The 22,823-nt window shown below is 60.8% G+C and carries 19 protein-coding genes, 2 tRNA genes, 3 pseudogenes and 1 other annotated feature; of the genes and pseudogenes, 9 read left to right on the forward strand and 15 right to left on the reverse strand.

The window, feature by feature from the left end; genetic code table 11:
* Window positions 1-807, forward strand: a pseudogene (locus PG897_RS16570) (hypothetical protein); the annotation flags it as partial.
* 90 nt (window positions 808-897) lie between these two features.
* Here the strand turns inward: PG897_RS16570 and PG897_RS16575 are convergent.
* The 3 genes and pseudogenes from PG897_RS16575 to PG897_RS16585 form a co-directional block, all read right to left on the reverse strand.
* Window positions 898-1,295: pseudogene (locus PG897_RS16575) on the reverse strand (YybH family protein).
* 90 nt (window positions 1,296-1,385) lie between these two features.
* Window positions 1,386-1,526: pseudogene (locus PG897_RS16580) on the reverse strand (threonine synthase); the annotation flags it as partial.
* Between the two features lie 10 nt (window positions 1,527-1,536).
* Window positions 1,537-3,132, reverse strand: a complete 1,596-nt coding sequence (locus PG897_RS16585; protein ID WP_270829203.1) for an ATP-binding cassette domain-containing protein — start codon at window positions 3,130-3,132, stop codon at window positions 1,537-1,539.
* 405 nt (window positions 3,133-3,537) lie between these two features.
* Here PG897_RS16585 and PG897_RS16590 point away from each other — a divergent pair, with 405 nt between their 5' ends.
* Window positions 3,538-4,440, forward strand: a complete 903-nt coding sequence (locus PG897_RS16590) for a hypothetical protein (RefSeq protein WP_010633339.1) — start codon at window positions 3,538-3,540, stop codon at window positions 4,438-4,440.
* A gap of 100 nt (window positions 4,441-4,540) precedes the next feature.
* On the opposite strand, the gene PG897_RS16595 is transcribed toward PG897_RS16590, so the two are convergent.
* From PG897_RS16595 to PG897_RS16620, 6 genes are all read right to left on the reverse strand, one after another.
* Window positions 4,541-4,789, reverse strand: coding sequence for a hypothetical protein (locus PG897_RS16595; RefSeq protein ID WP_010633338.1), 249 nt, complete (start codon window positions 4,787-4,789; stop codon window positions 4,541-4,543).
* A gap of 322 nt (window positions 4,790-5,111) precedes the next feature.
* Window positions 5,112-5,528: a YybH family protein gene (locus tag PG897_RS16600; RefSeq protein ID WP_124250446.1), complete on the reverse strand. Its 417-nt coding sequence runs from the start codon at window positions 5,526-5,528 to the stop codon at window positions 5,112-5,114.
* A gap of 94 nt (window positions 5,529-5,622) precedes the next feature.
* Complete coding sequence (gene thrC / locus PG897_RS16605; RefSeq protein WP_270829204.1) at window positions 5,623-6,897, reverse strand: threonine synthase; 1,275 nt, start codon at window positions 6,895-6,897, stop codon at window positions 5,623-5,625.
* The gene (thrB, locus tag PG897_RS16610) at window positions 6,894-7,874 is read right to left on the reverse strand and encodes a homoserine kinase (RefSeq protein ID WP_017784806.1); all 981 of its coding nucleotides are present in this window, start codon (window positions 7,872-7,874) and stop codon (window positions 6,894-6,896) included. The genes thrC and thrB overlap by 4 nt, the downstream gene beginning before the upstream one ends.
* A gap of 2 nt (window positions 7,875-7,876) precedes the next feature.
* A complete protein-coding gene (gene thrA / locus PG897_RS16615; RefSeq protein ID WP_043169943.1) occupies window positions 7,877-10,336 on the reverse strand; it encodes a bifunctional aspartate kinase/homoserine dehydrogenase I in 2,460 nt (819 codons plus the stop codon).
* Window positions 10,337-10,404: 68 nt separating this feature from the next.
* Window positions 10,405-10,535, reverse strand: a sequence feature (Thr leader region).
* A gap of 72 nt (window positions 10,536-10,607) precedes the next feature.
* Window positions 10,608-11,300, reverse strand: a complete 693-nt coding sequence (locus PG897_RS16620) for a tRNA/rRNA methyltransferase (RefSeq protein WP_017784804.1) — start codon at window positions 11,298-11,300, stop codon at window positions 10,608-10,610.
* A 195-nt stretch (window positions 11,301-11,495) separates the two neighbouring features.
* Here PG897_RS16620 and aceK point away from each other — a divergent pair, with 195 nt between their 5' ends.
* Complete coding sequence (aceK, locus tag PG897_RS16625; RefSeq protein WP_043169940.1) at window positions 11,496-13,223, forward strand: bifunctional isocitrate dehydrogenase kinase/phosphatase; 1,728 nt, start codon at window positions 11,496-11,498, stop codon at window positions 13,221-13,223.
* A 109-nt stretch (window positions 13,224-13,332) separates the two neighbouring features.
* Here the strand turns inward: aceK and PG897_RS16630 are convergent, their stop codons facing one another.
* A complete protein-coding gene (locus PG897_RS16630) occupies window positions 13,333-13,731 on the reverse strand; it encodes an META domain-containing protein (RefSeq protein WP_010633332.1) in 399 nt (132 codons plus the stop codon).
* A 172-nt stretch (window positions 13,732-13,903) separates the two neighbouring features.
* Between PG897_RS16630 and PG897_RS16635 the strand changes: the two genes are divergently transcribed.
* On the forward strand, window positions 13,904-14,380 hold the full coding sequence (locus PG897_RS16635) for a hypothetical protein (RefSeq protein WP_017765734.1): 477 nt from the start codon (window positions 13,904-13,906) through the stop codon (window positions 14,378-14,380).
* Window positions 14,381-14,385: 5 nt separating this feature from the next.
* Here the strand turns inward: PG897_RS16635 and PG897_RS16640 are convergent, their stop codons facing one another.
* Both PG897_RS16640 and PG897_RS16645 read right to left on the reverse strand, forming a co-directional pair.
* Entirely contained in the window at window positions 14,386-14,865 is a 480-nt protein-coding gene (locus tag PG897_RS16640; protein WP_010633331.1) for a putative 4-hydroxy-4-methyl-2-oxoglutarate aldolase, read from the reverse strand.
* Between the two features lie 42 nt (window positions 14,866-14,907).
* Window positions 14,908-15,324, reverse strand: coding sequence for a DUF3293 domain-containing protein (locus tag PG897_RS16645; RefSeq protein WP_201882481.1), 417 nt, complete (start codon window positions 15,322-15,324; stop codon window positions 14,908-14,910).
* A 376-nt stretch (window positions 15,325-15,700) separates the two neighbouring features.
* Here PG897_RS16645 and arcA point away from each other — a divergent pair, with 376 nt between their 5' ends.
* Entirely contained in the window at window positions 15,701-16,420 is a 720-nt protein-coding gene (arcA, locus tag PG897_RS16650) for a two-component system response regulator ArcA (RefSeq protein WP_010633329.1), read from the forward strand.
* A 144-nt stretch (window positions 16,421-16,564) separates the two neighbouring features.
* Here the strand turns inward: arcA and PG897_RS16655 are convergent.
* Window positions 16,565-16,639 (reverse strand) — tRNA-Gly (locus tag PG897_RS16655).
* A gap of 94 nt (window positions 16,640-16,733) precedes the next feature.
* Window positions 16,734-16,807 (reverse strand) — tRNA-Gly (locus PG897_RS16660).
* Window positions 16,808-17,008: 201 nt separating this feature from the next.
* Here PG897_RS16660 and cydD point away from each other — a divergent pair.
* The 4 genes from cydD to PG897_RS16680 all read left to right on the forward strand — a co-directional run bounded on the left by cydD (window position 17,009) and on the right by PG897_RS16680 (window position 21,555).
* On the forward strand, window positions 17,009-18,778 hold the full coding sequence (cydD, locus tag PG897_RS16665) for a heme ABC transporter permease/ATP-binding protein CydD (RefSeq protein WP_201882482.1): 1,770 nt from the start codon (window positions 17,009-17,011) through the stop codon (window positions 18,776-18,778).
* Window positions 18,771-20,516, forward strand: coding sequence for a heme ABC transporter ATP-binding protein/permease CydC (gene cydC, locus PG897_RS16670; protein WP_043169934.1), 1,746 nt, complete (start codon window positions 18,771-18,773; stop codon window positions 20,514-20,516). Before cydD ends, cydC begins: the two co-directional genes overlap by 8 nt.
* A gap of 253 nt (window positions 20,517-20,769) precedes the next feature.
* Complete coding sequence (gene rcsF, locus PG897_RS16675; RefSeq protein WP_010633326.1) at window positions 20,770-21,141, forward strand: Rcs stress response system protein RcsF; 372 nt, start codon at window positions 20,770-20,772, stop codon at window positions 21,139-21,141.
* A gap of 21 nt (window positions 21,142-21,162) precedes the next feature.
* Window positions 21,163-21,555 (forward strand): DUF488 domain-containing protein, encoded by a 393-nt coding sequence (locus PG897_RS16680; protein WP_042052170.1) that lies wholly within the window; start codon window positions 21,163-21,165, stop codon window positions 21,553-21,555.
* Between the two features lie 70 nt (window positions 21,556-21,625).
* Here the strand turns inward: PG897_RS16680 and PG897_RS16685 are convergent, their stop codons facing one another.
* On the reverse strand, window positions 21,626-22,606 hold the full coding sequence (locus PG897_RS16685; RefSeq protein WP_043169933.1) for an NAD-dependent epimerase/dehydratase family protein: 981 nt from the start codon (window positions 22,604-22,606) through the stop codon (window positions 21,626-21,628).
* Window positions 22,607-22,823 lie beyond the last annotated feature (217 nt).

The following is a 22,823-nucleotide window of genomic DNA, read 5'->3' on the forward strand; positions in this document are numbered from 1 at the left end:
CAGGCAGCCTGTCAAGGTATTCGAAGAGTACCGTCAGGCGGCATAGGCGAGTGTCGCACTTCGAAGTTGAATTCGCGGAGTGAAGATCTATTTAAACATAATGGAGCGGAAATTCAACAAACTAATTTTGGGAAACTTTTGTTAACTGACATATTTAAGTACACACAGTATAGGAGCTCTGCCTTTTGTCGAAATCTTTATATAGAAATGGGGTTTGAAGAAGCTGTATGCCCATACTGCAACAATAATAAAATAGGCATCATAAAAAAGGAGACCAGAATTAATGGTAGTAGTTTAATGTTATTTGAACTAGACCATTTCTATCCAAAATCGATGTACCCATTCCTCGCTTTATCTTTATACAATCTAATCCCAAGCTGTCATGATTGCAATGCAACAATAAAAAAAGAAAAAGACTTTACTATAGAGACACATACTCATCCATATCATGAATCATTCGATGACTTATATAAATTTAAAGTAGACCTGCAATCTTTTCAAGATCACTCCACTCATAATTTATGCATAACAAAGAATGAAATAAAACCACATGATAAAAGTGCTGTTGATTTTGAACTAGAAGCAAGATATCAGCTGCATCAGAGTGATATAAACAGCTTGATTCAATATTTTATGAAGTATAGACACCTAATAAATAGTGACCGAGCAGATATGCTTTATGACTTTATATTAGGAATCGGAGTAACAAAAGAAAAAAAGGCTATTCTAAAAAAAGCTCGTTCTAAAGTACTAAGAGACATCCTGTTACAAATGGATATACAAAACAATCTAGGGTTAGAGCTTTAAGAGGCACTACATCAAATGATGTGACCAAATTCATAAAAAACTGGTGGTACTGAGAAGTATCACAGGTCTCTATTTTTCGCTTTTTCGCTTCTATTTCGCTAACAACTCCGTTCCATAAGAGTTATCTATGGTACAGCGCCACAGCCCATCGGCCTCTTTACGAAACACATAGGTGACGTGGCGGGTTTCATCGATCCGGCCGCCTTGCCCATCGGGATAGCACAGCTGGGTCTCCATGATCACCAGCGCATTGTCAGCCTCTTCGATCACCTCCATAGCCCCCTGTGTCACCTCGAGCTGGCCCTGTGAAAATAGTCCGAGATGGCCCCGAAGGCGTGGCGGATGGCGGGAATACCGCACACCACCATGCTGGGCTTGACCACTAGGGCGGCATCCTCGGCGTAGAAGGCCATCAGGGCGTCGAAATCACGCCGGGAAATGGCAGCGTCGCAGGTCTCGATGAGAGTTCGAAGAGAATGCTGACTCATCTTAATTCCTTATATGGGGCGGCTTGCCCGCCCTGTCACGGATAGAAAACAACGGATAGCCCCCCCCGAACTCGGGGATTGGCAGTCAACTTAACAGAGCAGGAAGGCCCTTAGGCGAGCAAACTCCGCAGGCAGGTTGTGGGATAGCAGCGGCAGTTCAGCATGCTTGGCGAGCGAGCCGGGCAGCGGCACATCCAGACCCTGAATCTTGTCCACCGACTCCTTGAATTTGTGTAGAGGCTTATACGCTTTTCACCGCCTGCTTCTCCCCCTCCAACCAATACTCCCTTTCAATCCCCACACCGGCCACAAAGTCGGGATCGTGGGAGACCAGCAGCAGGGTGCCCGGATAGTCGGCCAGCACCTGAGTGAGTAGCTGGCGCGAGGAGTGATCCAGATGGTTGTCCGGTTCGTCCAGCAGCAGCAGGTCGGGCTGTTGCGCCAACACCATCAAGAGGCCCAGCTTTAACCGCTCACCGCCGCTCAGACCATGACAGGGCATCAGGGCGCGATCGCCGCGCAGCGCGATACCCGCCAGTCGGGTTCTTGCGTCGCTCTCGGAAAGTGTCGGTGCAACCGCCAGCAGGTTGGCCAGCGGGCTGAGGTCTCGCGCAATCAGGCTGAGCCCCTGATCAAGACACGCCAGCCGGCCATTGATGCGAAAACTGCCTGCCTCGGGCGCCAACTCACTGCGCAGCATCTGCAGCAGGCTCGACTTGCCGCTGCCGTTGCGACCGGCCAACAGACAGCGAGCCCCCCGTTGCAGCACCAGATCTACCTGCTGATCATGCCAGCGCCTGTGGCGCGCCGCCGTGATCACCAGCGGCTGGGCCGCCCCCTTGCGATCGCTTTCCGCCGGCCACTGCATGACAAGCGGCTGCACCTCCGCCAGTGCGGCTGCCGCCTCGGCACGCGCCTCCACCTGGGCACTGTGGCCCCGCTCGTGGCGATCCAGCACCTTGCCAAGGGATTTGCCCGCCTGTTCCGCTTTGAAGTCGAGCAGGATCTTGGCCTGGGAGCCGCGCTCGCGCCGTCCCTGACTGGCCCGCCTGGCCGCCTGTTCGCGCACCTTTTGCACGCTGCGCGCCGCCGCCTTTTCACGGCGCTCCGCCTGCGCCAGTCGGGCGCTGCGGGCAGCCTGCAGCTCCGCCTGCTGCGCCAAGAATGCCTCAAACGAGAGGCTGGTGCTCTGCAGCCCCTGCTCGCCCAGCTCCAAAATCTGGCTCCCCTGATTGAGCAGACGCCGGTCGTGACTTACCAGCAGATAGCCACCACTGTGGCTGGCCAATCGCTGACTCAGCCACGCGATGCCACTGGCATCCAGGTGGTTGTCCGGCTCATCGAGCAGCAGAAAGTGAGCAGATCTCGCAAACAGCGCCAGCAGGCGCAAACGGGTGAGCTGGCCGCCGCTCAGGGTGCTGACCGGGGTATGGGCATCGAGTCTGAGGCCAGCCTCTGCCAGCAGGTCGGCAAGATCGCTGCGCAGGTTCCAGCGATCAGCCAGCCGCTCGAAATCGTCCAGGGCGCCGCTCCCCTGCTCGATGCGCTCAAGGGCCCGCAGCGGCTCGCCCCAGCCGATCACGTCGGCCACGCAGGCTGCGCCGTCATGAGCCTGCGCGGGCGCGAACTGGGACAACCAGCTGATGGGGGTCAACCACTCAATCTTGCCAGAAGCCGCACGGCGCTGGCCTGCCAGCAGTTCCAGCAGCAGACTCTTGCCGATGCCGTTACGGCCGATCAGGGTGCAGCCCGCAGCGGGCAAAGTGAAGGTAAGGGGTACAGTGCAGGCGCCGAAGGGCAGCTGCAAGGCGTTGATATGACATGCGATATGGGTCATCTGAACTCCTGTGGGCCAATGCGGAAGCCGCAGGCCAAGAGCCAAGCCAAATGACAGGGACACGTGTCCACAAGTGGGAAAACAAACAAGGAATCAGCATCAACCTGTCACGGTAAGACGCACCCGTTCTCCCTGGCGGGAGAGGAATCAAAAGAGGGGTGCGGACAGGTTAAATGCGCATCGGAGGAAGTACTCATATATCAGAAGAGCCAAGAGGCTAACCCGGCGAGTGCGGGCAGGTCAACCGCCATGACCGGGTTCACGCAGCTATGCCGCTGAATTTTCACCCACAAAAAGCCTCGTATGAAAACCAGTCAAGAGAGGCAATTCAATACCCATATGGAGCACAATTGATGACTGAGTTGATCTAGACTGTGCGCTCTTTTTTATTCGGGACTCGACAATATGAAACGCGCTTTCTTCGCCGCTCTGACCATGCTGGCTGCACCTGCCATGGCCGAACAGACCATTGCCCACCACTTCGCCACACTGGAATACCAGCGGATCATCGATGGCTGCCAGATGTATCGCCTCAATACCCCGCAAGGCGCGACCCTGCTGTTCGGACACAACTTCAATGACACTGGCGTCAATGCGGAAGGAGGCGTCTCTGCCGGTACCATGGATCTTTACTCCTACATGTATTCGGACCCGAAATATCGCAGCTACTCCCTGCGGGGCACCAATAATCTCTATCAGCCCTCCACCAGCGACTCTTATACCTTTATGACCCTCTCCGTCGGGGCCGGCAGATCACCCGACAACTTCATGTTGTCCCAGCGCAAGAACATCGAACGGGCGACCTCTTACTCCAGCGGCGATACCCAGCTCTCGATGCATTTCTATGACGGACAGGATCAGCCGAAATATGACAAAGCGATGCCGAAATATCTCTCGCTGTGCGGCAGCAACATTGCCTCCTTCGACTCATTGACCAGCCTTAGACTGCGCATCGCCAGCTCCACCATCAAGGTGCAGTACCCAAGATTCAACCAGCCTGCCGGGATCAAGGCCAGCAATGATCTGGTCAGCGAAGTCCAGCTCGCCTGGAGCAATGTCGACAACAGCGCCATCACGACCCGTCAGCTTAAATACACCCGCATCTCCCGCGCCGAGAAACTCGACAAGCCGCAAGATCAGAAATTTGTCGAGCTGGCCAAACTCGGTATCAACGACGATCGCTATATCGACATCAATGGCGACCAGAATCCTCTGATCCCGGGCAAGGAGTATGTCTATCAGGTGCAGTACTGCGACGGTTACGACTTCTGCGAAGCGAGCCCTCAGGTGATTGGCAAAGCCAATTAAGCAGCACGCTATCGAAGCAATAAAAATCCCCCGCGCTCGGGGGATTTTTATTTCCTGTTTATCCTGTTTGGCGGGCAACTGTCTGCGCCGGTGCTCGCTATCAGCGGTTCTTGAGCGCCTCCACCCTGGCGATCAGGATGGCCATAAAGCCGGAGATGATGATCAACCCGACGCTGACAGGCAGCACAGAGACGGCGTAAGGAACAACAATTGCGCCACCGACCAGAGAATCCGAGAAGATGCTCAAGGGCAGCGGCAACAAGATTAACAGTGCGATATAAACCAGCACCCTGGCGATCACCAGAGGGGTCTTAAGGGATTGCGTTACGACTCTTCGGTACGGCCACATGATGGTTTGCTCCCTGATCCGTTATTATCCGGCCATCGGCCGCCAACCCTGAGCAGGGTGCCGACCTTGTTCGTCCATGATGGCTTCATGCAGCACCCTGATTAACAGCCACCGAGCGGCTGGTCAAGGGATTCCCCATCGGCGGCTTTTTCCCACGATTTTTATTCTTCTGCGCGCCGCCACTATGGCGGAGAAAACCTGCATCAAACCGGCGCCGCACCACAGCAACCTCTGACAAGTGTTTCTATATCAGCAGCTTGTTGATTGCCTGCCATTCGGGGGCTTGTAGCAGCCCCCACTCTGGGATAGCCCCAGAGAGCGTTCAGGCAGAAGGCGCGGGATCCACCGCGGCCAGCAGCGCTGTGCCGTAGGAGTTGTCTATGGTGCAGCGCCACTGCCCATCGGTTTCTTTGCGAAACACATAGGTGGCGCGGCGGGTTTCCTCAGTCAAGCTCCCCTGGCCATCGGGGTAATTGAGCCGGGTCTCCATGATCACCAGCGCATTGTCGGCCCCCTCGATCACCTCCATGGCGCCCTGTTTCACCTTGAGCTGTCCCTGAAAGTAATCCGAGATGGCAGTGAAGGCGCCGCGGATGGCGGGAATGCCGCGCACCACCATGCCGGGCTTGACCACCAGGGTGGCGTCCTCGGCGTAGAAGGCCATCAGGGCGTCGAAGTCGCGCCGGGAGATGGCCGCATCGCAGGTCTCGATAAGAGTTCGAAGGGGATGCTGATTCATCTTCACTCCTTATAGGAGGCGGCTTGCCCGCCCTGTCACGGATAGAAAACAACGGATAGAAAAATCCCCCGAGGTCGGGGGATTGGCAATCAACTTAACCGAGCAGGAAGGCCCTTAGCGGGGCAAACTCCGCCGGCAGGTTATGGGACAAGAGCGGCAACACGGCGTGCTTGGCGAGCGGGCCGGGCAGCGGCACGTCCAGCCCCAGGATCTCGTCTACCGACTCCTTGAACTTGGCCGGATGGGCGGTGCAGAGGAACACCCCCACCTCGTCCTCAGCCAGCTGTTCGCCCAACAGATCCCAGGCGATGGCGCCGTGGGGTTCGCACAGGTAATCCAGCTGGTGCAGGCGCTGCAACGCATCGCGAGTCTGGGCATCGTCACGCATGCCTGACCCCAGGGTCTCCAGCGCCCAGCCTTTGCGACGGCACAGCTCTTCTACTCGCGGCCAGTTGTTGGGGCGGCTCACATCCATGGCGTTCGACAAGGTAGCGACCGTCTGGTGCGGATCCCACTGACCGGTTTTCAGGTAGCGCGGCACGGTATCGTTGGCGTTGGTGGCAGCGATAAAGCGCTTCACCGGCAGCCCCAGCGCCTTGGTGATCAGACCCGCGGTGAGGTTGCCAAAGTTGCCGGACGGCACGCTGATGACTGCCTTGGCACGATCGGCTTTCGGCAACTGGGCCACCGCCTCGAAGTAGTAGCAAACCTGAGCCAGCAAGCGGCTGATGTTGATGGAGTTGGCGGAGTTCAGACCAATGGCCTTTTTCAGCTCCTCGTCATCGAAGGACTGCTTCACCAGCGCCTGGCAGGCATCGAAGTCGCCGTCGATGGCGATGGTGCGGATGTTGCCACCCAGGGTGCAGAACAGCGCCTCCTGCAGCGGGCTGATCTTGCCCTTCGGGTAGAGGATCACCACCTCTATCCCCTCCAGACCATAGAAGGCGTGGGCCACGGCGGCGCCGGTGTCGCCGGAGGTGGCGGTCAAGATGGTGATCTTGTCGTTGGTTCTGAACGCAGCCAAACACTGGGCCATAAAGCGGCCGCCGAAGTCCTTGAACGCCAGGGTCGGGCCGTGGAACAGTTCGAGGGCATAAGTGCCATCTTTGAGTTTCACCAGCGGCGCCGGGAAGGTGAAGGCGGCCTTGACCAGCTCGTGTACCTGAGGTGCGGCCACCTCGTCCCCCAGCAGGTGGCTGAGGATGCGGGCGGAGCGCTCCACCAGCGGCAGATCCAGCAGGGCATCCACATCGGCCAACGGCTCAAGCTGCTCGGGGAAGAACAGACCCTGCTCGCGACCCAGACCCTGACGCACCGCCTGAGCGAAGCTCACCTGTTCACTCTTGTCCTTGATATTGTAAAGATTCATAGCTCGCTTCCTGTTACCCGTGCCCCGGCCATGTCGAGTTTGCAAACCCGGGCAAATCCATCTTCGTTCTGCACGAAATGTGCGTCCATCCAATCCTTCATCCGCTCGGCCTGGGCCAGATCCTTCATCACCACGAACACGCTGGGGCCGGAGCCCGAGATGCCGGTGGCCAGCGCCCCGTTCTGGGCGGCCTGGGCCCGCACCTCGGCAAAGCCTTCAATGAGCGCCGCGCGGTAGGGCTCGGCAATCACGTCTTTGAGTACGCTCGCCGCCAGCCCCTCCTGCCCGGTGTAGCTGGCGTGCACGAAGGCGGCCAGCCGGCGGCCATAGGTGAGGCAATCCTGGCGGCGATACTGGGCCGGCAGAATGGCGCGGGCGGCGGCAGTGGAGACCACTGTGCCCGGGTAGCAGACCACCCAGTACCACTCGTCAAACACCGGGATGCCCTGGCTGATGACGCCGTGCTCTTCCAGCACCAGCTGCATGCCGCCCAGATAGCAGGGGGCGACGTTGTCGTAATGGACGGAGCCGGAGATCTTCCCTTCCATCTCCCCCATCAGCAGCAGCAGGTCGTGTTCATTGAGGGGCGCGCCGTGAAAAGCGTTGAGCCCTTCCAGTGCCGCCACCACGCTGCAGGCGCTGGAACCCAGACCCGAGCCCACCGGCAGGTTCTTCTCCAGCACCATTTCGAGCGGCTTGAGACCAAGGCCACGCTTCTCCAGCGCCTCGCCATAGGCGAGCCAGCAGTCATGGAGGATGTTCTTTTTCGGGTCAGCCGGCAACTTGTGGGCGTAGCGGCCCACGCTAGAGAGAGCAAATGCCGTATCGGCCGCCTTGACCTGGACCCTGTCCCCCAGCAGAGAGCCATCCACGGGGGCGAGCGCCGCCCCCAGTACATCGAATCCCACGCTCAGGTTGGCGCTGGAGGCGGGGGCATAGGCCACCACGCTGCTGCTCTGGTACATGTCTGAACTCATGCTTACAACTCCTGCTTCCAGTTTTGGGTGCGCAGCACGTCAGCAAAGACGCCCGCGGCGGTCACTTCGGTGCCGGCGCCATAGCCGCGCAGCACCAGCGGGATCGGCTGGTAGTAGGTAGAGAAGAAGGCGAGCGCGTTCTCCCCGTCTTTGACCTTGAACAGCGGCTCGTCGGCGCCGACTGCCTTGATGGCGACCTTGCACTTGCCACCCTCGATGGAACCCACGTAGCGCAGTACCTTGCCGTCACGCTGGGCAGCTGCGAACTGGTCGCGGAACCAGCCGTCAGCCTCCGGCAGGCGGGCCATAAAGGCTTCCACATCGCCGCTGACGTCAAAGCCGGGCGGCAGCGCCTGCTCCACTTCCACATCGGACAGCTCCAGCGCCATGCCGGCCTCGCGAGCCAGAATGAGCAGCTTGCGGGCCACGTCCATGCCGTTGAGATCGTCGCGCGGATCCGGCTCGGTGAAGCCGTTGCCACGGGCAATCTTGGTGGCATCGGAGAAGGCCATCCCCTCGTCCAGCTTGCCGAAGATAAAGGAGAGTGAACCGGAGAGCACGCCGTCGAAGGCGCGCAGCTTGTCGCCAGCCTTGATCAGGTTCTGCAGGTTCTCGATGACCGGCAGGCCGGCGCCCACGTTGGTCTCGTACAGGAATTTGCGACGGGTCTGGCGGGCGGTGCGGCGCAGCGCCTTGTAGTAATCGAGCGACCCGGTGTTGGCCTTCTTGTTCGGGGTGACCACGTGGAAACCGGCGGCGAGGAAGTCGGCATACTGGACGGCGATGGCCTCGCTGGAGGTGCAATCGACGATCACCGGGTTGATGAGGTGGCTCTCTTCCACCAGCTTCTTCACCGCCTCCAGGCTGAAGCTGTCACGGGCTTCCACCAGCTGTTCACGCCAGTTGGCGAGGTTCAGGCCATCCTTGTTGACCGCCATCTGGCGGCTGTTGGCGATGCCCACTACCCGCAGGCCAGTGCCCTGCTCGGCCAATACCGGCTGCTGGCGGGCAATCTGATCCACCAGGGCCGCGCCGACACCGCCGACGCCGACTACGAAGAGATCGATGAACTGCTGGCTGCCGAAGAAGTTCTGGTGGCAGGCCTTGATGGCTTCCGCCACCTTGCGATCCCGCACCACCGCCGAGATGGAGCGCTCGCTCGAGCCCTGGGCGATGGCGACGATGTTGATGGAGGCCTGGGCCAGCGAGGTGAAGAAGCGGGCTGCCATCCCCTTGGAGGTGCGCATGCCGTCACCGATGAGGGAGATGATGGCGAGATCCTGCATGATCTCCAGCGGATCCAGCAGCTGGTTCTTGAATTCGAGCTCGAACTCGCGCTCCAGCACCTTGCGGGTCTTGTCGCAGTCATAGCTGTGGATACAGAAGCTGACGCTGTACTCGGAGGATGACTGGGTGATGAGGACGATGCTGACCCCGGCGCGGGAGACGGCGGAGAAGATGCGGCCAGCCATGCCCACCATCCCCTTCATGCCGGGGCCGGAGACGTTGAACATGCACATGCCGGAGAGATCCGAGATGGCCTTCACCTTGAGGTCGTCATCCCCCTGCTCGACGCCGATAAGGGTGCCCGGCCCCTGCGGGTTGAAGCTGTTCTTGATGAGGCAGGGAATGTGGAACTGGGCCACCGGCGCGATGGTTTTCGGGTGCAGTACCTTGGCACCGAAGTAGGAGAGCTCCATCGCCTCCTTGTAAGAGAGGGTTTTCAGCAGATAGGCGTCCGGCACCAGGCGCGGGTCGCAGTTGTAGCAGCCTTCGACGTCGGTCCAGATCTCGCAGCACTCGGCATCGACACAGGCGGCCAAGACGGCGGCGGAGTAGTCGGAGCCGTTACGGCCGAGCAGCACGGTCTCCCCCTTGTCGCTGCCACCGGTGAAGCCCGGCATCAGGTAGAGACAGTCGGAGCGCAGGCCCTTGGCGGCGAAGCGCAGGCGGGAGGCTTCGATGTCGACGTGAGCTTCGAGGTAGCCGCCGTCGGTCACCAGCAGCGCTTCCGGCACAATGACGTCCAGCTCGAGGCCGCGCACCCGCAGCAGCTCGTGCATGAAGGCGATGGAGAGGTTCTCGCCCCGGCTCAGGATGCGAGCCTGCACGTTGTCCGGGCAGAGCCCCAGCAGGCGGATGCCCTGCATCAGCCGCTCCACCTGATCCAGTTCGCTGGTGAGACGGGCCTGCAGCGCCTTGTCATCCAGCGCCGGGTAAGCTTCCTTCAAGCCGGCCAGCAGGCGGGAGAAGATGCCGTTGATTTCAAACAGGGTGCTGCTGGCATCCATGCCGCGGCTGGTCTGCTCCACCAGGGCCACCAGGTGGTTGGTCACCTTGGCCGGTGCCGACAACACCAGGGCAACCTGGGATTGGCCGTGGGTATTCACCGCGATATCGGCAACCCGTAAAAAACGCTCTGCATCGGCCAGTGACGACCCGCCAAATTTCAACACTCTCATCGCTATCTCCCTGTATTCCCTGCAAATTGATCCGCTAATCGGTCTGAAAACTGTCTGAAAACAACCCAACAAAAAAGGCCCGTACTGGGTGGGTACGGGCCTTTTTCTGATTTCTGTGCTTGTTCGTCAGCGCATCAACCGGCCCCAGTGCCACCTGTGGTGGTACCGGTAATAATGGTGGTGGTGATGACGCTGGTGAATAACTGCATGACGAACACTCTTGAACGAAGCTGGCTTTTAGCAATACCGCGCCGGGCGCCGGGCTGTCAACCTAAACCTCTTTGCCAAGTTTGCGGGCAAGGTCTTTGCAGAGCAGATGGAGCATGTTCAAATCCCGCTGCGGCAGCATGGGCACTCGGTCCATCACCCATTGATGCAGTTTTTCATCCTGCGAAACACCGAGATCACCAAGAATTTCTGCTGTTTTGCTTTTCAGCACCCGAACCTGTCCGGCGTTATCAATATTTTCTGCTAGCACCTCGGGCTCATCGAGCAACTGGCTCAGCTCGTAGGCGTACAGCATGATCGCCTGGCCCAGGTTCAGGGACGGATAGCTCACCTTGAGCGGCAGGTAACTGATGAGATCGACCTGGGCCAGCTGCTCGTTGGAGAGGCCCGACTCCTCGCAACCAAACACGATGGCGACCTTGCCAAGGGAAGGCTTGGCCTTGATCTGGTCACGGATCTCGGCCGGAGTGAGGTAGTGCTGATAACGGCCGCGCTGGCGGGCAGTGGTGGCCACCACCAGATCCATGTCGGCCAGCGCCTCCTCCAGGGTGTCGAACGCCTCGGCCTGGGCCAGGATCTCCTGCGCACCATGGGCCACCCAGCTCGCCTCCTCCTCTTCGTGCACCCGGCTTGCCACCAGTCGCATGGCATCAAAGCCCATGGTTTTCATGGCGCGGGCGGCAGCGCCCACGTTGGCAGGGCGGGCGGGGGCCACCAGCACAAAATAGAGTTTCATCGGGTCTTCTCCTGGGCAGGGCCGAACGTGCAAACCACAGCGGAACGTCGGCAAAACAGGGGCGCAATCTACCGTTTTCACCCGAAAATTGCCACTTGAACAGACGTTTGAATGTTGCCATAGTGGCCTGGAATGTGGACAAATTGCAGCCAATCCCAGGCGCCATCGGCCCGACAGATCACAAGGAAGAGAGAGATGCAGCAGCCATTGGAACAGGCCGTCGCCGAGACGATTCTGCAACGCTTCGAGTCGTTTTACAGTCGGTTTCTCGAAATCACCCAGGGCAGCAAGAGCCGTTTTGAAAACAGCGACTGGCTGGGGGTACAGCTGGCGGGGCGCGAGCGCATCCGCCTCTATGACCACCACGTGGGGGCGACGGCTGGCTCCATTCGCCAGATGATGGGAGAACACCACGCCACCCAGGAGCTACTCAAGCGGGTCAAGGGGGCCTTCAGCGACCTGCTGCCCAAGTGCGAGAACTTCGAGGTGGCGGAGTCCTTCTTCAACTCCGTCTACCGCCGCATCTTTCGTCATCGCAACATCCGCGACGAAAACCTCTACATCCACCCCTTCGTCAGCCGCGGTGACAAGCCCGATCTGAGCGCATTGCTGCGCATCTACCGCACCGATCTCGCCCACCTGCCGCAGACCCTGAGCCAGCTGCTCGGGGATTACAGCTTCACCCTGCCCTATGAGGACAAACAGCGGGATATTGTCGATATCCATCGTCATCTTGCCGAGAACGGTCCGCATATTCTGCACGATGAGCCTTTCGCCATCGAACTATTGAAAGAGGTCTTCTACCGCAACAAGGGGGCCTATCTGGTGGGGCTGATCCGGGCAAGGGAGCAGGTCTTTCCCTTCATCCTGCCCCTGCTCAGCACCGGCCAGAGCATCTATGTGGATACCGTCATCTTCGAGCCGGATCTCGCCTCCATCGTGTTCGGCTTCGCCCGCGCCTACTTCATGGTCTATGCCCCGGTGCCGGCGCTGTTCGTCGCCTTCTTGCGCCAGATCATGCCCCACAAGCCGGACTACGAGATCTACAACGCCATCGGCTGCCAGAAGCACGGCAAGACAGAGCTCTACCGCCACTATCAGCACCATCTGGCCCAGAGCCGCGAGCAGTTCGTCATCGCGCCGGGCATCAAGGGAATGGTGATGAGCGTGTTCACCCTCCCCTCCTACGACGTGGTGTTCAAAGTGATAAAGGACGAGTTCACCCCCCCCAAGGACGTGAGCCACGAGCAGGTGAAGGCGAAGTACCGGCTGGTAAAGCAGCACGACCGGGTGGGACGGATGGCCGATACCCAGGAGTTCACCAACTTCGAGTTTCCCCTCGATCGCATCTCGCCGGAGCTGCTGGCCGAGCTCAAGGCGGTGGCCCCCTCGGCGCTCACCATCACCGCCGACAAGCTGGTGATCAAGCACCTCTACACAGAGCGCAAGATGATCCCGCTCAACCTCTATCTGGACAAGGCGGACGAGCAGCAGACCCGGCTCGCGCTGGAGGAGTACGGCAACGCCATCAAGCAGCTGGCGGCGGCCAACATCTTCCCAGGGGACATGCTGTTCAAGAACTTCGGCGTCACCCGCCACGGCCGGGTGGTGTTCTACGACTACGACGAGATCTGCTACATGACGGAGTGCAACTTCCGCCAGATCCCGCCACCCCGCTACCCCGAGGACGAGTGGAGCGCCGAGCCCTGGTATTCGGTGGCCCCCAACGACATCTTCCCCGAGGAGTTCGCCACCTTCCTGCTGCAAAAGCCGCAGGTGCGCGAGATCATGCTGGCGCTGCACAAGGAGATGTTCGACGCCAACTACTGGAAGATGCTGCAGAGCAACATCAAGGAGGGGGTGTTTGAGGATGTCTATCCCTACCGGCGCAAGAAGCGCTTCAAGTTCCAGCGCGGCGGCTAGCCGATCCGCCCTCGTTGCAAAAGGGAGTGCAAATAGCAAAAGGGACGCCGTGGCGTCCCTTTCTGCATCCGGCTGCGTGCGCTACGACAGCCTCTGACAAAAACGTCAGTTACTTGGCGGCAGGCATGGCATCGAAGGTGAGCAATGCCGCCTTGTTGGCGTCGCTCAGCACCAGCTGCTGGCCGCTGATCTGGAAGCTCGCCACTTTCTCCAGTGTCTGCAGGTAGAGCATCTCCTTGCCGGCCAGCTCGCCCATGCACATCATGCGGGTCGAGCCCATGGGGCCCAGCGCCAGCACGCCGTCACCCTGCTGGGTAATGCTGCCGAAATAGCGGTTGCAGCCGCCTTTGCCCGCCACCTTGTCACCGGCGACTTGCAGGGTAAAGGTGTCGCCGCTCGCCCCTTGCAGTTGCCAGGTGGAGGCTTGCAGTTGTGTCAGTTTGGAACCAGTGGCCATGGCGCAGCCCCCCAGGGCCAGCGCGGCCAGCAGAGTCAGTTTCTTGTTCATGGATTCACCTCTCGATATCAGCGAAATAGGGGAAGAAACAGGATGATGGGGGCCTGTGTATCATGAGAGCGGAGCAAATCAAAACTGTTTTATTGTGATCGGGGTTCCCTTTACTAACAGCTGGCATGTGCCATGCTTGTATTCCTGTTCCGGACCCAGGGAGGGGAAAAGAATGGTCAAATCATCCGTCATCGCACTCGTCTCATGCCTCAGCCTCACCGCCCAGGCCGCCGACTGGGATTTCCTCAAGAACGACACCGACAGCCAGCTCTACGTCAAAAGCTACTCAGGCGTGCTGCTCGGCAGTCAGACTCATCACAACGACAGTTTCGATCTCTGGCTCATCAATACCGGCTATCAATATCCGCTGCACGATGGCGTCAGCCTCTACATGGAAGCAGGCCCTGCCATCGGCCCCAGCAGCGAGCAATCCGGTTACAACCTGAGCTCGGGGGTGCGCTACCAGCTCTCCCCCATGCTCAACATCGGCAGCCAGCTCAAACAGCTGGAGGTGAACAAGCCCAGCACCTTGCTGGAGCTCAACACCAGCCTGCTGCTGACCCCGCAACTGGCCATCACCGCCAACTACGGTGTCAGCGCCTTTCGCACCGAACAATCCCTCAGCGTCGGGGTCGGCTTCAACTTCTAGCGAGATCAGATAAGCCGGGTGGCGCTCACCAGCACGCCGTTGAGATCGGCGTAGACGTAGTCACCCGGATGTATGGTCACCCCGGCAAACGACACCACCGCATCCAGCTCACCCAGCCCCCGCTTCTCGGTCTTGACCGGGCAGGGCGCCAGCGCCTTGACCCCCAGCGCCAGTGTCGCCAGCGTGCCCACGTCGCGCACGGCGCCGTAGATCACGATGCCTTCCCAGCCCTGCTCCGCCGCCTTGATCGCCAGCTGATCGCCGAGCAGAGCGCGGCGCAGGGAGCCGCCGCCATCGATCACCATCACCCGCCCCTGCCCGGGTCGGTTGACCAGCTCCCGTACCAGGCTGTTGTCCTCGTAACAGGAGAGAGTGACCGCCTGGCCGTGAAACAGCGCCTTGCCACCGAAATTTTGAAACAGCGGCTCCGCCACCTGCAGGGCATCGCCGTACTCGTCGCAGAGATCGGGCAGTAGATCCAGCATCATAAGTCTCCTTCCATGGACATGAATTCGCTCATTCTTTCATCAAGCAGAGCCCCTGACAATCCAGTGGGATTCAATTCTGCCCAGATGGTGTGGCTCCCCCGTCAGCAACACCGGCAGCAGCCAGATCTCCCCCTGTTCCACCCAGTAGATGGCATTCTGACCAAAACGGGCTGCCAGTTGGATAGCCTCGCTGCGCGGGCAGGCCAGCAGCAGCGACGACTCCTGCCATGTTTCATCCAGCGAACTGCCCCGGCAAGGTCCCATCACCTGCCAACGAGGAACCGCCGCAATGGCCCGCCACAGGGCCCGCTGACGGCGGGTATTGCGACGCATTCCCAGCTGGCGACTGGCCGGACTCCAGGCCGTCACTATGGCGTAAGCAGGCCATTTCGGCGCCGAAAAGGGTGCAATAAAGCAGATTTTTCTGTAGTTTTCCCACAAATTCATGTCAACCACATGTTACATTCCATTACATTTTATAGGGGCGAAAATGGGGGCAACCCCAAGTATCATGCTGTGAACTCAGGGTTTGACCTATATCAAACCAGAGTTAAAAAGTTGCTATCTGACGGCAAAGAGTGTTGTTATGCGCCTGTTAACTGATAAAATGCAGCCACTTTTGTAATGGACTACCTTTCCAGGCTTCTCTCGATCAGACTTATTGAGAGCCTATGTGTGGCACAGGGATGTTTGCCAACGCTGATGCCAAATTCGCGATAATCCGACCTGATATTCATACCCAGGATGACGTAATTAATTTTCAGGACCGGTCGGGTAACGCCAAAGAGTGTTAAAATTTAGATAATTAACTGATAAGAATCTGGGAATACTCATGCAAACACCACACATTCTGATCGTCGAAGACGAACTGGTCACTCGCAATACCCTGAAAAGCATCTTCGAGGCAGAGGGCTATATCGTACTCGAAGCCAACAATGGCGACGAGATGCATCAGGCCCTGACTGCCCACACCATCAACCTGGTGATCATGGACATCAACCTGCCGGGCAAGAATGGCCTGCTGCTGGCTCGTGAGCTGCGTGAGGACGACAACATCGCCCTGATGTTCCTGACCGGTCGCGACAACGAAGTGGACAAGATCCTGGGTCTGGAAATCGGCGCCGACGATTACATCACCAAGCCGTTCAACCCCCGCGAGCTGACCATCCGTGCCCGCAACCTGCTGAGCCGCACCATGAACGTGGCCGCCGGTGGCGAAGAGAAGAAACTGGTGGAGCGTTACCTGTTCAACGGCTGGGCACTGGACATCAACAGCCGCGCCCTGGTCAGCCCGGCTGGAGACATGTTCAAGCTGCCGCGCTCCGAGTTCCGCGCCATGCTGCACTTCTGCGAAAACCCGGGCCAGATCCAGACCCGTGCCGAGCTGCTCAAGAAGATGACCGGCCGTGAGCTCAAGCCCCACGACCGAACCGTGGATGTCACCATCCGCCGCATCCGTAAGCACTTCGAGAGCGTCAACGACACCCCCGAGATCATCGCCACCATCCACGGCGAAGGTTATCGCTTCTGCGGCGAGCTGGAGCAGGAGTAACTCTCCCTCCTCCCGAGTTGAAAAGGCGCCGATGGCGCCTTTTTCATTGCAACTGCTTTCAGGAGTGCCGGTCAGGCAGTGAGCCTCGCCCAGAAACGGATAACAAAAAGCCCACTCGCAGGAGTGGGCTTTTTGCATCAAGGCTGGAGCGGGCAGCGGGAATCGAACCCGCATCATCAGCTTGGAAGGCTGAGGTAATAGCCATTATACGATGCCCGCCTGGCATCAAAACTTGCTTGGTGTGATGGGGAAACCCCACGACAGACAGCCGTTTCGGCTGATGTGACAACGGCCTTGGCCATTATCAGGAATTTGGAGCGGGTGATGGGAATCGAACCCACGTATGCAGCTTGGGAAGCTACCGTTCTACCATTGAACTACACCCGCGTCAGGGCCTCTACTATATGCATTTTGCCGCCGAGCGCAATCACCCCGATACGGTTTTTTACCATAAATCAATCTGTTCGGCCAACTAATGAGCAGCAAGCCGCTTTTTCCATCAATCGTTTTCACCGGCCGGAATTTACAAGGTTGCCAAGCCTGGGGGGCGAGGATAGTCTTGCGCCACTCGACGCGAGGATGGTGGTAATGGATAAAAAAACGCAAAAACGACTCTATGGCTGGTTGCGCAATCAATCGAGCCACGGCCGGCGCTGGATCGGCCTCTCCATCGGCTTTGGCCTGGGGCAGGGCATCCTGATGGTGGCGCAGGCCTGGCTGCTGGCCACCCTGCTGCACGGCTTCATCATCGAAGACGCCACCCCGGCGGGATCCATTCCCCTCTTCATTACCCTGCTGCTGGTCACCCTCGGCAAGGCGGTGCTGGCCTATGGCCGCGAGGTGGCCAGCTTCAAGGCAGGCAGCGCGGTGCGCCAGGCCATCCGCGAGCTGGTGCTCACCCGCCTCGGCCGGTTGGGACCGGCCTACATCCAGCGTCGACCGGCCGGCAGCTGGGCCAGCCTGCTGCTGGAACAGATTGAAAACATGCAGGATTTCTTCTCCCGCTACCTGCCGCAAATGGCGATTGCCGTGTTCATTCCGGTGGTGATCCTGGTGGCCGTATTCCCGGTCAACTGGGCCGCTGGCCTTATTCTGCTGGGCACGGCGCCCCTCATTCCGCTGTTCATGATCCTGGTGGGGGTCGGTGCCGCCGATGCCAACCGCCGCAACTTCCAGGCGCTGGCCCGTCTCTCCGGCCACTTCCTCGATCGCCTCAAGGGGCTGCGCACCCTGCAGCTCTTCATGCGCACCCAGGCGGAAGGGGATGCCATTCGCGATGCCTCGGAAGATTTTCGCGAACGCACCATGGAGGTGCTGCGCCTTGCCTTCCTCAGCACCGCCGTACTGGAGTTCTTCGCCGCCCTCTCGGTGGCGCTGGTGGCCGTCTACTTCGGTTTCTCCTATATCGATCACCTGAACTTCGGCCACTATGGCACCAAAGTTACCCTCTTTACCGGCCTGTTCGTGCTGTTTCTGGCTCCCGAGTTCTACGCCCCGCTGCGCGAGCTCGGTGCCCACTACCACGCCAAGGCGCAGGCCATCGGCGCCGCCGAACAGCTGCTGGAGTTCCTCGAGGCCGAGGTGAGTGAACCCGCCTCAGGCAATGCGCCGTTCCATGCCGACTCCCCCATCAGGGTGGAAGCCCGCGCCCTGGAGGTGCTGAGCGCCGAGGGCAAGGTGCTGGTCGGCCCCATCGACTTCACCCTGGAAGCGGGTTCACGCACCGCCCTCATCGGCATCAGCGGCGCCGGCAAGAGCTCGCTGGTCAACGCCCTGCTCGGCTTTGCCCCCTATCGCGGCGAGCTCAAGGTCAACGGCCAGGAGCTGGCCAGCCTCGACATGAGCCAGTGGCGCAGGCAGCTGGGCTGGCTCTCCCAGAACCCGCAGCTGTTCCACGCCTCGCTGCGTGACAATCTGCTGCTGGCCAAACCCGCCGCCAGTGACGGCGAACTGGAAGAGGCCCTGAAACGGGCCCAGGCATGGGAGTTCGCCATGGAGAAGGGACTCGACTATGCGGTGGGGGATCAGGCCGGCGGCCTCTCGGTCGGCCAGGCCCAGCGCCTGGCACTGGCCCGTACCTTGCTCAAGTCCACCCAGCTGATGGTGCTGGACGAGCCGACCGCCAGCCTGGATCGCCACTCCGAGCGAGCCATCATGACCACGCTGGAGCAGGTCATCGCCAACCAGACCCTGCTGATGATTACCCACCGCCTCGATCAGCTCACCAAGATGGACCAGATCCTGGTGCTGGAGCGTGGCAAGCTGGTGGAGCAAGGCAACTTCCAGCAACTCAGTACCTCGCAGGGGCCGTTTGCCCGCCTGCTCTCCCAACGTAACGAGGGTTCTCTCGATGACTGATCTCTTGCCGTTTCTGCGCCTCTATCGCCAGCACTGGCTCAGCCTCTCCATCGGTCTGCTGCTGGCCCTGGTCACCTTGGCGGCCGGGATGGGACTGCTGTCGCTCTCCGGCTGGTTCCTCTCCGCCGCCGCCGTGGCGGGGCTGACGGCGGCCACCCGCGATCACTTCAACTACATGACGCCGGCCGGCGGGGTGCGCTTCTTCTCCATCATCCGCACTGCCGGCCGCTGGGGTGAGCGAGTGGTGAGCCACGACGCCACCTTCCGGGTGCTGACCCGGCTGCGGGTTTGGTTCTGGCAAAAGCTCTCGCCGCTCTCCACCGGCGCCCTGGCAGGCTTTCGCCAGGCGGACCTGCTCAACCGGCTGGTGGCCGACATCGACGCCATGGACCACGTCTACCTGCGGCTGGTTACCCCCATAGGTGCGGCCCTGCTCAGCACTGCCGGTCTGGTGCTCTTTCTCTCCTTCTTTGACAGTGAGCTGGCACTCACCCTGGGCGCCATCCTGCTGTTTGGCATGATTGCCCTGCCGCTGGTGTTCTATTTCCTCGGTCGCAAGCCCGGACAGGCGCTGATAGCGGAAAAATCGCGCCTGCGTACCCGTCTGGTGGACTATCTGGACGGTCAGGCCGAGCTGCAGATGTTTGCCGCCGCCCCCCGGGCGCGCGACGAGCTGCAGCAGGCCGAGCAGGCGCTGATCCAGGCCCAGGCCCGCATGGCCCGGGTGAGCGGGCTGGCCAACGGCTCGGTGCAACTGCTGAGCGGCTGGACCCTGACCCTGATGCTGTGGCTGGCCGGCCACGGGGTGGCTGGCGCTGCGCCGGATCCCATCACGGCGCTGATGGTGTTCGCCACCCTGGCCAGCTTCGAGGCACTGATGCCGCTGGCCGGTGCCTTCCAGCACCTCTCCACCAGCCTCACCTCGGCCCGCCGCCTCAACGAGATCCTGCAAGAGGCCAAGGCCCCCGAGTGGGGCCACGAAGAGCGCCACGCACAACAGGGGGCGCTGCAGATAAGCGACCTCTATTTCAGCTACCCGGGCAACCCGCAGCCGGTGCTGCGCGGCTGCACCCTCCAGCTGCAGGCCGGCGAGAAGCTGGCGCTGCTGGGCCAGACCGGCTGTGGCAAATCGACCCTGATGGGACTGCTGACCCGCGAATGGCACCCGCAGGCCGGCAAGATCCTGCTCGATGGCAAGCCGCTCACCGACTACAGCGAAGGGGCGCTGCGCGCCTCTCTCTCGGTGGTGAGCCAGCGGGTGCACCTGTTTGCCGATACCCTGCGCGGCAACCTCAAGCTGGCCGCCCCCCATGCCAGTGACGAGCAGCTGGTGCAGGTGCTGACCCAGGTCGGCCTCGCCAACCTGCTGGAAGATGACAACGGCCACAGCGACAGCGGGCTCGATGCCTGGCTGGGGGATGGCGGCCGGCCGCTCTCCGGTGGCGAGCGCCGCCGCATCGGCATCGCCCGCGCCCTGCTGCACGACGCGCCGCTCTGGCTGCTGGATGAGCCGACCGAGGGGCTCGACAGCCAGACCGAGCGGGAGATCATGGAACTGTTGTTCAAGCTGGGGGCAGATCGCACCCTGCTGCTCATCTCCCACCGTTTGCTGGGGCTGGAGCAGATGGACCGGATCGCCCTGATGGAAGAGGGGCAGATCCGCCTCTGCGCCCCCCATCAGACGCTGCTGGCGGACGACTACTACCGCAGCCTGCATCAGCGGCTGGCGCCGGCCTGATGAGCAACGAGAGAGGGGCGCCCGGTGCGCCCCTCTCTCATGACAGCAGGCAAGTCATCTTTGCCGGCGGCGTGAAGCTGCACAGGCAACACGTGGCCGGATCCTTGTCACACCCCGTCCATACGGCTAAAAATGGGGCTGGTCGCCACCGTCGACTGGCCCCTATAATGGCCCCTTCGCTATTCCACAAGATGCCGACATGGAGCGCCTGCGCCTTGCTACTGTCCTCATCACCGACACAAGATACGAGACGATGAAACGCCTGATCCTGATGATGCCCCTGATTGCCTCCGGCTGCGCCGACTTTGCCTTCAACAGCAATCTGGACAAAGAGAACTTCGACGAGTACTTCAAACCGGGCAGCGTTCAGATCTATGAACAGGGCCAGCTGGCCGATCTCAACTACCTCTACCTCGGCACCGTCGAAGGAGAGTCCTGCCAGAGCGATGCCAAGCAGCCGATCCCCAACGCCGGCGAGGCCCGCACCCTGGCCCGCCGCCGTGTGGCCGACATGGGCGGCAACGGCGTCACCTTCGACAAGTGCGCCGAATTCAGCGACACCCCGGGCTGCCTGAAGCAGGTGATCTGCTACGGTCAGGCGCTGAAAGTCGCCACCGAGAAATAAGCGCAACTGCAAGGAGCCTGCATGGCACTGGCCATCGTTCGCCTCGGCACACCCCGTCTGCCCGACGAGGGACTGCGGATCGGCACAGTGCGCCGCCCGCCCCGCGGCGTGCCCAAAACCGAGTTTGCCAGCCAGGATTGGTACGACGTCTGGTTCCCCAATCTAGCCCCCAGCAACGACACCATGAAGCTGGGCCAGGCTGCCGAAACGCCCGCCCAGTGGAGCGCCTTCAGCAAACAGTACAAGGCGGAGCTGGCGACCCCCGCCGCCAGGCACGATCTGGCGCTGCTGGCCGCCCTCTCCCACACCACCAACCTGTCGGTGGGCTGCTACTGCGAGCAGGAGTCCCGCTGTCATCGCGCCATCTTGCGCGAGCTGCTGGCCGCCGCCGGCGCCGCCATGCGCGCCGAGTAACGCAGCTCACATCAGACAGAAAAGGGCATCTCTCGATGCCCTTTTGCTTTGCTGCCGCACTTGCCGGCCCCTAGCGGACCAGCTGACGCAGCCGCGCCTCCTGCTCGGCTGTGATGCCGGCGGCCACCACGGCGTCCGGCGCGCCGACCAGCCACTCGGCCACATCCGCCACCGTCTCCTCCAGCGGCCGAAAGTTGAGGCCCTGCACGATGGCCGCCTCGGCGCTTATGCGGCCATAACCGGCATACTCGGGCTGCGCATTGGGCAACAGGGTCGGGTAGCTCTGCCAGGGCTCCACCCCGGCGGCCAGCAGCGCGGGCCAGGGCGCCCATTCGGGCAGGATCGGGGTCGCGGGGGCCAGCCTGGCGGCCAGGCGATCCACCCAGTCGCTCAGCGCGATACCGGGTTTGACCAGATTGAAGATGCCGCTCAATTGCTGATCGGCGGCCCGCAGCACGAACTCGGCGCAGTCGCGCACGTCCAGATATTGCAACCGATCTTCCCCCTGCCCCGGCAGCAGCCAGGGGCCGCCTCGCTGCGCCCGCGTGATCCACCAGGCCAGTCGACCGGTGGGGTCATGAGGGCCGCACAAGACGCCCGGGCGCAAGATGCAGAGCCGCTCGCCCCAGCGGGCACGATAGGTCGCCTCGCACAGCACCTTGAGGGTGCCGTAATCTTCCGGCAGCTCCCCCTCGGCAATCTCGTGCAGCGGCGCCGACTCGTCCTGTCCGGGTTGGGCGAAGTCGCGATAGACACTGATGGTGGAGATGAAGATCAGCCGCTCGCAGCGCCCGAGCAGGGCGGCCGAGAGGCTCGCCGCCTGTTCGGGACGATAGCAGCAGGTATCGATGGCCAGATCCCAGCCATCCTGATGATGATGCAGCGGGGTCAGGTCCTGATCCCTGTCCCCCTGCAGCTGGGTGAGTTCGCGCCAGTCCGGATGCTGGCGCCGGCCGCGATTGAACAAGGTCACCTCGTGGCCCCAGTCCAGCGCCAGTGAGGCGAGATGGCGACCCAGAAATCCGGTGCCGCCGATGATCAGCAGTTTCATCCCTGTCTCTCCTGTGCGGCGCGGCCCATCCTCGATGGCCACGCCGGTTGTGCCGGCCCGCCCTGCCGACGGACCTTTCACTCTTCCTGCGCCCACCCTACGCAAGTTGGCGGCGCGATACAGCCTTCGGGCGGCCGGGATGGGAGCGGGATCACGGCAAACGGAGAGCCACCGGCTGGCGGGCAAGCCTGCGTTTTAAGGGCTGCTGTGCTACATT

It is taken from the genome of Aeromonas sp. QDB20 (assembly GCF_027707805.1).
Taxonomy (GTDB): domain Bacteria; phylum Pseudomonadota; class Gammaproteobacteria; order Enterobacterales; family Aeromonadaceae; genus Aeromonas; species Aeromonas dhakensis.